Genomic DNA, 12351 nt, shown 5'->3' with positions numbered 1-12351 from the left:
GTAGGACCGCACACACGCGAAGGGGCGCCCCCACCGGATCACTCCGGCGGGGGCGCCCCTTCGCATGGTGCGCGTGCGTCAGTGGCCGGCGTCGCCCGTCGGGGAGGCCGAGGAGCCGGCCTCGGCGCCGTGGCCCGCCGCCTCGGTCGCGGTCGCGGTGCCGGTCGGGGTCACCGTCGGCTTGGCGGACGGGGGCGCAGGGATCTCGGTCGGGCCGAAGTCCTTGAAGTAGCTGGCCGCCGGGACGACGAACGCCTGCAGGCTCACGTCGCCGGTCTTGCTCAGCTTGAAGACGAGCTCCTGGACCCCGCCGTTCTTCACGGCCTCGTGGCCGTTCTCGATCGTGGCGGTGGCGTTGCCCTGGCCGCCGATGACGACCGAGCCGCCCGCGGGGATGGTGATCGCACCCGAACCCTCGGCCGCCGTGAGCTTCACCGGCGCGGCGGAGCCGCCCAGGGTGATCGAGTCGAGCGTCTGCGGCGTGGTGCCGGTGTTGAACACCGTCGCGGAGACGACGGCCGGGCCGGGGGCGCCGGCGGTCGGCTGGGTGATCACGAGGGCGTTCTGGATCTTGACATCGTCCACGGTGACGGCGGCGTTGTCCGGCCGCACGCCGAGCGTCTGCGCGTCGTTGCCCGCGCCACAGGCGGACAGCGAGGCGATCGAGATCACGATGGCGGCGGCGGCGAGGGCGCCGCGTCGAAGGCTGCGGCTCACGGCGGCGGCAACTCCTAGGACGTACGGACGGGCTAAGGACGAGCCGGCTGCGGTCGAGCTCAGGAACAACCGGCTAAGGACGAGCTAAAGGTGCGTCAGCGCGCTTAGGTTACCGAGCCACCCTCTCCGTCCCGCACCCGACCCGCCCCTTCGCGCACCCGGCGCTCGCCGCCGTCTCCGTGACAGCCGCCCGGACGGCCTCCGCGACACGGACCGCGACACGGACCGCGACAAGCGCCGCGACATGCGCCGCGATCGGCTCAGGGATGGCCGGATCGCAGCGTATTGACCTGCCGTTCACATAACCGCCTTGATCAATTCGGCGGCCGTCCGCGCATTCCGCGGCCCGCCCCGCGGAAAAAACCGCTCCGAGCACCGGGTGATCAATTCGGGAATCGGTCCGGGATGCATCCGTACGAGTGAGCGATCCTCGAACGGAGTACGGTGGGATGCACGTCCTGAACCCGACAAAACGGGACATCGCCCCTCCTGTGGAGCCCTCCGGACGTGTGTAACGTGCGCGTTTCTCTCCGTCCGTGCAGCCGCTCCGACCTGCGGATACCGCCCCCCGGAAGCCTTCCGCAGCACGTTCGCGTCGCTGTTGTCAAGCCCCGAGATATGCCCTGACCTGCGAAAACGCCATTCAGAAGAAGCCGTATCCGTGTTACCCTGGATAGCCACGGAAGGGGTACCTGTCACATGACGTTCAAGGTTGGCGACACCGTGGTCTATCCCCATCACGGGGCCGCGCTGATCGAGGCCATCGAAACTCGCCAGATCAAAGGCGTGGACAAGACCTACTTGGTGCTCAAGGTCGCTCAGGGCGACCTGACGGTTCGTGTGCCGGCGGACAATGCAGAGTTCGTCGGTGTTCGCGATGTGGTCGGTCAGGATGGGCTGGACCGGGTCTTCGAGGTGCTGCGTGCGCCGTACGCCGAAGAGCCGACGAACTGGTCCCGGCGCTACAAGGCAAACCTCGAGAAGCTCGCCTCCGGCGATGTCATCAAGGTCGCCGAAGTGGTCCGTGACCTCTGGCGCCGGGAGCGCGAGCGCGGACTCTCCGCAGGTGAGAAGCGCATGCTCGCCAAGGCTCGGCAGATTCTGGTGAGCGAGCTCGCCCTCGCGGAGAACACGAACGAGGACAAGGCCGAGGCCCTCCTCGACGAGGTCCTCGCGTCCTGAAGCGAAGCGATGCCGCGGTGCCCGATGACGTGCTGTGAACCTACAGCGCTGTCGCCGGGCGCTGCGGCATGTCCGTCTCGTGATGTGCTGTCCGTCTCGTGACGCGTCCGTCCACGAAACTCCCGTACCTCTGCCCCCTCGCGTCCCTCGCGTACTCCTTGCGTCACATCACCTGTGCCGCGCGGAACGCCCCGACCGTCGTCACGGAAAGGGCCCGGTCAAGGCGTCGCGTCCGGCACGGTGAGGCCATACCCATGTCCGCCGAGGAAACAAACCTGCCGGAGTGCAACCGATGACAGACGAAACGCGTCCCGCGCGCACCGCCGCGGTGATCCCCGCGGCCGGCCGGGGCGTACGGCTCGGCCCGGGCGCCCCCAAGGCGCTCCGCGCGCTGAACGGCACCCCCATGCTCATCCACGCCGTCCGGGCGATGGCCGCCTCCCGTGCCGTCTCCCTCGTCGTCGTGGTCGCGCCCTCCGACGGCGCCGCCGAGGTCAAGAACCTCCTCGACGCGCACGCGCTGCCCGAGCGCACCGACTACCTCGTGGTCCCCGGCGGCGACACCCGCCAGGAGTCCGTACGGCTCGGCCTCGAAGCCCTGCCCGAGGGCGTCACCACCGTCCTCGTCCACGACGCGGCCCGCCCGCTCGTCCCCGTCGACACCGTCGACGCCGTCATCGAGGCGGTCCGGGACGGTGCCGTCGCCGTCGTCCCCGCCCTGCCGGTCGCCGACACCGTCAAGGAGGTCGAGCCCGCGGAGAAGAAGGGCGACCCCGAGAGCGTCGTCGCCACCCCCGAGCGCTCCCGGCTGCGCGCCGTCCAGACCCCGCAGGGCTTCGACTACGACACCCTCGTCAACGCGCACGCGACCGTCGCCCTCACCGGTGACGGCGCCACCGACGACGCCGGCATGGTCGAGCGCCTCGGCGCACCCGTCGTCGTCGTGCCCGGCCACGAGGAGGCGTTCAAGGTCACCCGCCCCCTCGATCTCGTCCTGGCCGAGGCCGTACTCGCCCGCAGGAGGGCCAACGATGGCTTCTGAGCCGCTGAACCCGAACCCGAACCTGAACCCGAACCCGAACCTGAACCTGCCCCGTACCGGCATCGGCACCGACGTCCACGCCTTCGAGCGCGGCCGCGAACTCTGGTGCGCGGGACTCCTCTGGGAGGACTCCGAGAGCGACGGGTACGGACTCGCCGGGCACTCCGACGGCGACGTCGCCGCCCACGCCGCCTGCGACGCCCTCTTCTCCGCCGCCGGAATCGGCGACCTCGGCGCCCACTTCGGCACCTCCCGCCCCGAGTGGTCCGGCGCCTCCGGCGTCACCCTGCTCGCCGAGGCCGCCCGGATCGTCCGGGCCGAGGGGTACGAGATCGGCAACGTCGCCGTGCAGGTCATCGGCGTCCGCCCCAAGGTCGGCAAGCGTCGCGACGAGGCACAGAAGGCGCTCAGCGCGGCCGTCGGAGCCCCCGTCTCCGTCTCCGGCACCACGACCGACGGACTCGGCCTCACCGGCCGCGCCGAGGGCCTCGCCGCGATCGCGACGGCGCTGGTCGTCCGCGTACAGCCGTAGAAGGCCCCGAAAAAGTGCCCCCGCGACCCGCAATCGGTCGCGGGGCACTACCACACGCCCACTACCCTGGAGTGGTGACTATTCGCCTGTACGACACCAGCGCCCGGCAGATCCGTGACTTCACCCCGCTCACGCCGGGCTGCGTCTCGATCTACCTGTGTGGTGCCACCGTGCAGGCCGCCCCGCACATCGGCCACATCCGCTCGGGGCTCAACTTCGACATCATGCGCCGCTGGTTCGAGTACCGCGGCTACGACGTCACGTTCATCCGCAACGTCACCGACATCGACGACAAGATCATCAGGAAGGGCGCCGAGCAGGGCCGCCCCTGGTGGTCCATCGGCTACGACAACGAGCGCGCCTTCAACGACGGCTACCACGCCCTCGGTTGCCTCCCGCCCACCTACGAGCCCCGCGCCACCGGCCATGTCACCGAGATGGTCGAGATGATGCGCGGCCTCATCGAGCGCGGCCACGCCTACGAGGCCGACGGCAGCGTCTACTTCGACGTGCGCTCCTTCCCCGGCTATCTGGCGCTGTCCAACCAGGACATCGACGACCTGCGCCAGCCCGCCGAGGAAGGCATCACCGGCAAGCGCGACCCGCGCGACTTCGCCATGTGGAAGGCGTCCAAGCCCGGCGAGCCCGACTGGGAGACCCCGTGGGGCCGCGGCCGACCCGGCTGGCACCTGGAGTGCTCGGCCATGGCCCACAAGTACCTGGGCGCCGCCTTCGACATCCACGGCGGCGGCCTCGACCTGATCTTCCCCCACCACGAGAACGAGATCGCCCAGGCCAAGGCCTACGGCGACGACTTCGCCTCGTACTGGGTGCACAACGCCTGGGTCACCATGAGCGGCGAGAAGATGTCCAAGTCGCTCGGCAACTCGGTGCTCGTCTCCGAGATGGTCAAGAACTGGCGCCCCATCGTCCTGCGCTACTACCTGGGCACCCCGCACTACCGCTCGATGATCGAGTACAGCGAGGAGTCCCTGCGCGAGGCCGAGTCCGCGTTCGCGCGCATCGAGGGCTTCGTCCAGCGCGTCACGGAGAAGGCCGGCAAGCCCGTCCCGCCCGCCCCCGAGGTGCCGCTCGCCTTCGCCGAGGCCATGGACGACGACCTGGGCGTCCCGCAGGCGCTCGCGATCATCCACACCGCCGTACGCCAGGGCAACAGCGCGCTGGCCGCCGACGACAAGGACGAGGCCATCGCCCGCCTCGCCGAGGTCCGCGCCATGCTCGGCGTCCTCGGCCTGGACCCCCTCGACCCGCACTGGGCCGAGGAGACCGACCGCGGCGAGGAACTCCACGGCGTCGTCGACACCCTCGTACGGCTCGTGCTCCAGCAGCGCGAGTCGGCGCGCGAGCGCAAGGACTGGGCGACCGCGGACGCGATCCGCGACCAGCTCACCCAGTCCGGCCTCGCCATCGAGGACGGCCCCGACGGCCCCCGCTGGACGCTGGGCGCGCGCTGAGGCGCCACTGATGTGCCGCTCGGGTGTGCCGCTCGGGCAGCCGGGCGGCACACTTCACTTACAGACCTATGTACGCAACACCGAGGATTAGGTAGTCATGGCCGGGAACAGCCAGCGCAGGAACCGCCGCACGTCCAACAAGAAGGGCGCGACGGTCGGCAGCGGTGGCCAGCGGCGCAAGGGCCTCGAGGGCAAGGGCCCCACGCCGCCCGCCTCCGCCCGCAAGGGCCACAAGAAGAACCGCATCGCCAACGCCCAGGCCAAGCACGCCGCCGCCCGCCGCCCCGCCCCGCGCCGCGGCGGCCCCAAGGGCACCTCGGAGATGGTCGTCGGCCGCAACCCGGTCTTCGAGGCCCTGCGCGACGGCGTCCCCGCGACCACGCTCTACGTCCAGCAGTTCATCGACAACGACGAGCGCGTCCGCGACGTCCTCAAGCTCGCCGGCGAGCGCGGCAACATCAACCTGATGGAAGCCCCGCGCCAGGAGCTCGACCGGATGACGAACGGCCTGAACCACCAGGGCCTCGTCCTCCAGGTCCCGCCGTACGAGTACGCGCACCCCGAGGACCTCACCGCGGCCGCCTACGACGCCCACGAGGACCCGCTGATCGTCGCCCTCGACGGCGTCACCGACCCCCGCAACCTCGGCGCGATCGTCCGCTCCGTCTCCGCCTTCGGCGGCCACGGCGTCGTCGTCCCCGAGCGCCGCGCGGCCGGCATGACCGCCGGCGCCTGGAAGTCCTCGGCCGGCACCGCCGCCCGCACCCCGGTCTCCCGCGTCACCAACCTGACCCGGGCCCTGGAGGGCTTCCAGAAGGAGGGCCTCACCGTCGTCGGCCTCGCCGCCGACGGCGAGCACACCGTCGAGGACCTCGAGGCGCTCGACGGCCCGGTCGTCATCGTCATCGGCAGCGAGGGCAAGGGCCTCGGCCGCCTCGTCGGCGAGACCTGCGACTACCGCGTGCGCATCTCGATGCCCGGTGGCGCCGAGTCGCTGAACGCCGGCGTCGCCGCCGGAATCGTCCTCTACGAGGTCGCCCGGCGCCGCGCCCACTGACCCACCGGCACCGCACCGGCACCGCACCGGCACCGCACCGGCACCGCCATGGAACAGGGCCCACCTCGCTGAGCTGGGCCCTTTCCCGTACCCCCGGCGATCTTGACGGGTCTCGGACATTTCGAGTCCTGTCAAGCAGTGTCCTAACCCCGCGTCACTCGGTTAGATGAGTGTGGACACCAGAACGCCCCGGCCGGGGTTCGACGATCAGCCCGCGCTGAGCATGGTCAAAGTGGATTCCGATCCCGCGCAGGTCATCGTGAACCACGCCAGCTTCCGTGTGCGGCTCGCGCCGGCGCAGCAGCCCAAGTTCGCCGCCCCCAGGCTCTCCCCCCTGGGGACACCGGCGGGCGCGGCAGCGGGCCGCCGCCGCCCCGTCGTCTGGACCGGACGGTCCGCGCCCGGCGACCCCGGCGCCACCGGACTGCTCCAGGCCGTACGCGAGTCCTCCGTCTCGACGCTGGAACCGCTGGACGCCGGAGTCACCCAGGCCATCCCGCGCATCGACGACACCATGCCGACCCCCGTCGTCGGCGACGGGCCCCCGCTCCTGCCCCCGATGCGGCGGGCCGAAGGCGCGTACGACCTCCCGGAGGAGGTGACGTACGACGACCTCGCCGCCCAGGACGGCGACGGGGACCACGCCCGCCCGCACCGCCACGGCGCCGACCCGGTCCGGCACGCCTACTATCCCGGCCGCCGGATGAACCTCGGCGTGGTGCTCCTCCCGCTCCGCGTCTTCCTCGGCTTCATCTCCATCTACGCCGGCATGGGCAAGCTCTGCGACCCCGTCTACTTCGACGGCGGCGAACGCGGCTCCATGGTCAAGTGGCTCAACTCGCTCCACCCCTGGGCGCTCGCCGAGCCGCTCCGCGACTTCGCCCTCCAGCACCCCGTCGGCGCCGGACTGACCGTCGCCTTCCTCCAGGTCGTCGTCGGCGTCCTCACCGTCTTCGGACTCTGGCAGCGCGTCGCCGCCGTCATCGGCGCCCTGCTCTCGGCCGCCCTGATCCTCACCGTCAGCTGGAAGACCGTCCCGGTCTACGACTCCGCCGACATCATCTTCCTCGCCGCCTGGTCCCCGCTGATCATCGCCGGCGCCCCCGTCTACTCCCTCGACAGCCGCCTCGCCGGCGAAGCCTGGCGCACCCTCGGACCCCGCTCCGAACTCTGGCAGCTCCGCCGCCGCGTCCTGCGCCGCGGGACGCTCCTCGCCTCCGTCGTCGTCGGCCTCACGCTCCTCACCGGCTCGGTGCTCGGCGGAGCCGTACGGTCCACGGAGATGGTCACCGTGCCCGGTCCGAACGACGACCCGATCAACCACCTGCCCGGCCGGCCGCTCCCGCAGGAGCCCGGCACGAGCAGCCCCTCCCGTACCGCCTCCAAGACCCCCAAGCCGTCGGAGACGGCCGGGGCGAGCGGCGAGCGCGAGGACGAGGAGACGGCCGAGCCGCGCGAGACCGCACGGGAGACCGGCCGGATCGAGGAGAGCCGGCCCACGGCGACCCAGGGCACGGGCAGCAGCCGCACCCCGACCCAGTCCCGGCCCGCGCCCCCGCCGACCACCAGCTCGGGACCGACCAGCACGGGCGGGACCAGTGGCTCCGACGCCCCCACGGACGAGTCGACGACGGGCGGCAACCGGAACCCGATCGGCGGCCTGCTGGGCTGACACCTGCTGGGCTGACGTACGGGCTCGTACGAGAAGGGCGGCACCGCGCGCATGCGGTGCCGCCCTTCTCTGTGCGTGAAGCGGTACGCGAGGCCGTACGTGAAACGGCTCTCAGGTCCCCTGAGAGGCCAGCTCCTTCGCGGCCTCGGTCAGGTCCTTCGCGGTGTCGATAGCCCGCCAGTAGGCCCCCTGGGGCAGCGGGAAGCCCGCCAGACGGCGCTCGCGGGCCAGCCGGGGGAACGTGGTGCGCTCGTGGTCGCCCCGGTCGGGGAGAAGCTCCGTGAACGCGGCGGAGAAGACGTACACGCCCGCGTTGATGAGATACGGCGACGGCGGCGACTCGATGAAGTCGGTGATGTGCCCGAAGGTGTCGGTCTCGACGGCGCCCCACGGGATCCGGGGGCGGGCGAGAGCGAGCGTGGCGGTGGCGTCCCGCTCGGCGTGGAACTCGGCCATCTCACGCAGGGAGAAGCGGGTCCAGATGTCGCCGTTGGTGGCGTACCAGGGCTGCCCGGGCTCAGGCAGATGCGCGGCGGCGTACTTGAGGCCGCCGCCACGGCCCAGCGGCTCCGACTCGACGACGGTCGTCACACGGAGCGGCAGATCGGCGTCCGCGAGCCACTCCTGGAGCACCTCGGCGAGATGGCCACAGGACACGACGGCATCCGTCACGCCCTCGGAGGCGAGCCAGGAAAGCTGATGGCCGATGATCGGGGTCCCGGTGCCCGGGATCTCGACCATCGGCTTGGGGCGGTCGTCGGTGTACGGGCGCAGGCGCGAGCCCTGGCCGCCCGCCAGGACCACGGCTTGCGTCGGAGAGGTATCCATACCGCGAACGATATGCGTACCCCGCGAGAGAGCTGATCGGCGTGGCGGGGGTCAGCTCGCGTACATGACACCGGTCGCGAACGAGGTGTCGCAGACCGGGCGGGAGTAGGACTGGGCGCGGGTGGGGCCGTAGTAGCGGACGGCGGCCTTGCCCAGCGCGCGGGCGATGGACATGCAGTGCTTGGCGAGCGACGGGCTGTTCTCGACCTCGCGCTGGAGGTGCGTCAGAGCCGTTCCGGGGTCCTTCTCCTGAAGTTCTGCGAGGAGCCGGTCGCGCAGAATATCCTGCGGGGCACGGGACTTGGCGGGGACGGAGACGTCCTCCGAGGATGCGGTGAGCATCTGGGTCCCGGAGCCCTGGCCGGCCCACGGAACGGCGGACACCGCGAGCGTTCCGGAGAGCACCAGGACGACGGGCAGGACGAGAGCGAGAGAGCGGCCGATTCGGCGGGCAGTGTGCGTCACGCAGGTGAGCGTAGCGGTCAGTGAAGATATGGCGACATTTAGTCACTCTCGCGAGGGATGGTTCGAGGCGGCTTTTCGAATCCCGTGTTGACGACACTGTCCGAATTGGCGGTTGTGCCGGGGTATTTATCGACATAGGCGAACGGCCCCGCATCTGCAACAGATGCGGGGCCGTATGGTCGCCGCGGGGTCAGCCGGAGAGACGCTCACCCGTCGAGGTCGAGAAGACGTGCAGCTCGTCCGGGCGCGGCACCACGTGCAGCGTGGAGCCCTTCTCCGGGACGGCACGGCCGCCGACACGGACGACCAGATCCTTGTCCGCGCCGCCGACGTGCGTGGAGCCGTAGACGTAACCGTCGGCGCCGAGCTCCTCGACGACGTTCACGGAGACGGCCAGGCCCTCCTTGCCGGTGGCGCCCGACACATCGAAGTGCTCGGGGCGGATACCGACCGTGACGGTCGTGTCGCCCTTGGCGGAGGCGGCGGAGAGCGCGTCACGGGAGACCGGGACCACGCTGTTGCCGAACCGCACGCCACCGTCGGTGATCGGCACCTCGACCAGGTTCATGGCCGGGGAGCCGATGAAGCCGGCGACGAAGAGGTTGGCCGGGCGGTCGTACATGTTGCGCGGCGAGTCGACCTGCTGGAGCAGACCGTCCTTCAGCACGGCGACGCGGTCGCCCATGGTGAGGGCCTCGACCTGGTCGTGGGTGACGTACACCGTCGTGATGCCGAGACGGCGCTGGAGGCTCGCGATCTGCGTACGCGTGGAGACACGGAGCTTGGCGTCGAGGTTCGACAGCGGCTCGTCCATGAGGAACACCTGGGGCTCACGCACGATCGCGCGCCCCATCGCGACACGCTGCCGCTGACCACCGGAGAGCGCCTTCGGCTTGCGGTCCAGGTACGGGGTGAGGTCGAGGATCTTCGCGGCCTCTTCGACCTTGGCCCGGATCTCGCTCTTGTTGACGCCGGCGATCTTGAGCGCGAAGCCCATGTTGTCGGCGACGGTCATGTGCGGGTACAGCGCGTAGTTCTGGAACACCATGGCGATGTCCCGGTCCTTCGGCGGCAGGTGCGTGACGTCGCGGTCACCGATGCGGATGGAGCCGCCGTTGACGTCCTCCAGACCGGCGAGCATGCGCAGGGAGGTCGACTTGCCGCAGCCGGACGGGCCGACGAGGACGAGGAACTCGCCGTCCTCGATCTCGATCTCGAGCTGGTCGACGGCGGGCTTGTCGGAACCCGGGTAGAGCCGGGTCGCCTTGTCGAACGTGACAGAAGCCATGGCGATGTGTCCCTTCACCGGCAGGAACGTGCCGGACGATCCGTTGTAAAGGAAGGATGGGTCTAGTCCACCGGAGCGAACTCCCCGTGACGCTACCTTGGCGATGTCCGATCTGTCAGCAGCTGGCGGCGGTGAGATTTTCGACGGGGCTCGGCGCGAGGCCGAGCGCCGCACTTTTGACCTGGCGCCCCGTGAGGCAGAGCGCGGGATTTTAGGCCCTGCCATGCACGTGACGCTTCCTGCTTCAACACCCATTGCCGATCCAGCACGACCCTGAGGGCCACACCAGGCCGGTCTTACGCGAGCTCCACAGGCATTCCGGCCGACGGCCCGTCGGTCCGTACAGCACGTCCGTCCTACGCGGCCAAGACGGCGTCGGGCAGCGCCGACGCGCGGATCATCGAAGGTGTCGGTTTGCCCGGTGGCAGCGCGGCCGCCACAAGCCAGTACAGCCGCATCCCCTCGTCTCGGAGGTTCACCGCCGCGTTCTTGTCCCTCCCGTGCACGACACCGCACTCACCACAGACCCACTCCCGGACTGATACATCCAGCCGAGGCCCCTTCGCATGGCAGGCCGAACATCGCCGCGTCGAGGCAAAGAACCGGTCCACGATCACAAGCGTCCGCCCGTACCACTCGCACTTGTAGCGCAACTGCCGCAGCAGCTCACCCCACGCCGCATCCCGGATCGTCTGATTCAGTTTCGCCTTCCGGCGGCGCCCTTTCCCGACGGCCGGACGCATCAGATTGGCGATGGGCAGGTCCTCCACCACGAGCACTTGGTTCTCGCGCACGAGGCGGGTGGTGAGCTGATCCAACAGATCCCTGCGGACATCGCCGATGAGTGCGTACAGACGCGCGATGCGCTCCCTGGCCTTCCCCCGGTTCTTCGACCCCTTCTTCTTCCGATGCATCGCCCGTTGGCGGCGGGCCAACTCCTCCCCGTACTTCTTCAACAGACGTGGATGCTCAAGCACCGAACCGTCGTCCAACGTCACCAGCGCCGCCAGACCGAGATCCAGTCCCACCGCCTTCGGCTCGCACCCGCCCGGAAGGAACACCGGCGGCAAAGGCTCGATCCGCTCCTCGACCAACACCGACAGGAAGAACCGCCCCGCCCGATCCCGCGTGACGTTCAACCGCACCGGCACCTGACCCGCCGGCAAAGGCCGCGACCACCGCACATCCAGCGGCGCGGACTGCTTCGCCAGCGTCACCAGACCCGTACCCGGCCGCTCCGGATCCTCGACCCACCGAAAACCGGTCCGCACGTACGTCGCCGAATCCCGCGACCGACCCTTCCTCTTCCGCTTCGGGTACTTCGCCGACTTCTTGAAGAACCGAGAGAACGCCCCGTCCAGATGCCGCAACGCCTGCTGCAACACCGTCGACGACACCTCCCGTAACCACTCCCTCCCCTCGGCCCGCTTCCACCCGGTCAGAGCCCGGCATGTCTCCGCGAACCCGACCGAGACACGGTGCTGCTCCCAGGCACCGGACCGCAGAGCCAGCCCCTCGTTGTAGACCCATCGGCAGGCACCGAAGGTCTGGAGCAGCTGCTCGGCCTGGTCGGGCGTGGGGTAGAAGCGGTAGCGGTAGACCCGCTGCTGCGTGCCCGCCTCTTTCGCGCGGCGCTGCATCGGAAGCGCGGCGCGCGCCGGATGCTTGCGCCGATCGGCGATGCCCAGCGCCTCGCGCTTCACGCGCTTGGCCTCGGCACCGACGACACGTACCGGCTCCTCCTCCGACGGCTCCGCCATCGCCCCTCCCCTTGCTGTCCGATAGTCGGAACTGCACTTCAGTCCGATCAACGAACGTCTGGGCGGGTGGTTACGGCGGTCGTGAAGTTCTTGGCTGGCGGTTCGCAGTGCTGTGTAGAGTGGGAGAGCCTCGCGTCCGTGAGTGACGCGGGTAGTGCCGCCTTAGCTCAGTTGGCAGAGCGAAATACTTGTAATATTTAGGTCGTCGGTTCGATTCCGACAGGCGGCTCCACCAATCTCGTGTCCCGGACCCTTCAGGTCCGGGACACTTGTGCGTTACGGGGGTGTGCGTGTCAGTGGGGTGTTTCCGGAGAGGGATGCGGCGGGATGAGT

Annotated in this window: 11 protein-coding genes and 1 tRNA gene; 7 read left to right on the top strand and 5 right to left on the bottom strand. The window is 70.0% G+C overall.

The genetic code is table 11. The annotated features are described in order from the left end of the window. Nucleotides 1-78: 78 nt before the first annotated feature. A complete protein-coding gene (locus FDM97_RS33935; protein WP_137994303.1) occupies nucleotides 79-717 on the bottom strand; it encodes a DUF461 domain-containing protein in 639 nt (212 codons plus the stop codon). Nucleotides 718-1416: 699 nt separating this feature from the next. Between FDM97_RS33935 and FDM97_RS33925 the strand changes: the two genes are divergently transcribed. The 6 genes from FDM97_RS33925 to FDM97_RS33900 all read left to right on the top strand — a co-directional run bounded on the left by FDM97_RS33925 (nucleotide 1417) and on the right by FDM97_RS33900 (nucleotide 7677). After that, the gene (locus FDM97_RS33925; protein ID WP_003953493.1) at nucleotides 1417-1899 is read left to right on the top strand and encodes a CarD family transcriptional regulator; all 483 of its coding nucleotides are present in this window, start codon (nucleotides 1417-1419) and stop codon (nucleotides 1897-1899) included. A gap of 292 nt (nucleotides 1900-2191) precedes the next feature. After that, a complete protein-coding gene (ispD, locus tag FDM97_RS33920; RefSeq protein WP_137994301.1) occupies nucleotides 2192-2941 on the top strand; it encodes a 2-C-methyl-D-erythritol 4-phosphate cytidylyltransferase in 750 nt (249 codons plus the stop codon). Next, nucleotides 2931-3473 (top strand): 2-C-methyl-D-erythritol 2,4-cyclodiphosphate synthase, encoded by a 543-nt coding sequence (ispF, locus tag FDM97_RS33915; RefSeq protein ID WP_254705854.1) that lies wholly within the window; start codon nucleotides 2931-2933, stop codon nucleotides 3471-3473. The genes ispD and ispF overlap by 11 nt, the downstream gene beginning before the upstream one ends. A 74-nt stretch (nucleotides 3474-3547) precedes the next feature. Then, the gene (cysS, locus tag FDM97_RS33910; RefSeq protein WP_137994300.1) at nucleotides 3548-4948 is read left to right on the top strand and encodes a cysteine--tRNA ligase; all 1401 of its coding nucleotides are present in this window, start codon (nucleotides 3548-3550) and stop codon (nucleotides 4946-4948) included. 97 nt (nucleotides 4949-5045) lie between these two features. Continuing rightward, complete coding sequence (gene rlmB / locus FDM97_RS33905) at nucleotides 5046-6005, top strand: 23S rRNA (guanosine(2251)-2'-O)-methyltransferase RlmB (RefSeq protein ID WP_137994299.1); 960 nt, start codon at nucleotides 5046-5048, stop codon at nucleotides 6003-6005. Nucleotides 6006-6171: 166 nt separating this feature from the next. Further along, complete coding sequence (locus FDM97_RS33900) at nucleotides 6172-7677, top strand: DoxX family protein (protein WP_137994298.1); 1506 nt, start codon at nucleotides 6172-6174, stop codon at nucleotides 7675-7677. A gap of 111 nt (nucleotides 7678-7788) precedes the next feature. Here FDM97_RS33900 and FDM97_RS33895 read toward each other — a convergent pair whose 3' ends face one another. From FDM97_RS33895 to FDM97_RS33880, 4 genes are all read right to left on the bottom strand, one after another. Next, a complete protein-coding gene (locus FDM97_RS33895; RefSeq protein ID WP_137994297.1) occupies nucleotides 7789-8505 on the bottom strand; it encodes a nucleotidyltransferase family protein in 717 nt (238 codons plus the stop codon). Between the two features lie 51 nt (nucleotides 8506-8556). Continuing rightward, nucleotides 8557-8970, bottom strand: coding sequence for a hypothetical protein (locus FDM97_RS33890; RefSeq protein ID WP_137994296.1), 414 nt, complete (start codon nucleotides 8968-8970; stop codon nucleotides 8557-8559). A gap of 190 nt (nucleotides 8971-9160) precedes the next feature. Further along, nucleotides 9161-10258 carry an ABC transporter ATP-binding protein gene (locus FDM97_RS33885; protein ID WP_137994295.1) on the bottom strand — a complete coding sequence of 366 codons (1098 nt, stop codon included), beginning with the start codon at nucleotides 10256-10258 and terminating at the stop codon, nucleotides 9161-9163. A 356-nt stretch (nucleotides 10259-10614) separates the two neighbouring features. Beyond that, nucleotides 10615-12018: an RNA-guided endonuclease InsQ/TnpB family protein gene (locus FDM97_RS33880; RefSeq protein WP_137994294.1), complete on the bottom strand. Its 1404-nt coding sequence runs from the start codon at nucleotides 12016-12018 to the stop codon at nucleotides 10615-10617. A gap of 156 nt (nucleotides 12019-12174) precedes the next feature. On the opposite strand from FDM97_RS33880, the gene FDM97_RS33875 reads away from it, so the two are divergent. Further along, nucleotides 12175-12250: transfer RNA gene (locus FDM97_RS33875), tRNA-Thr, on the top strand. Nucleotides 12251-12351 lie beyond the last annotated feature (101 nt).

It is taken from the genome of Streptomyces vilmorinianum (genome assembly GCF_005517195.1).
GTDB classification, from domain to species: Bacteria; Actinomycetota; Actinomycetes; order Streptomycetales; family Streptomycetaceae; genus Streptomyces; species Streptomyces vilmorinianum.
The sequence above is the reverse complement of the archived record's forward strand: the minus strand, read 5'-3'. Positions and strand labels throughout refer to the sequence as shown.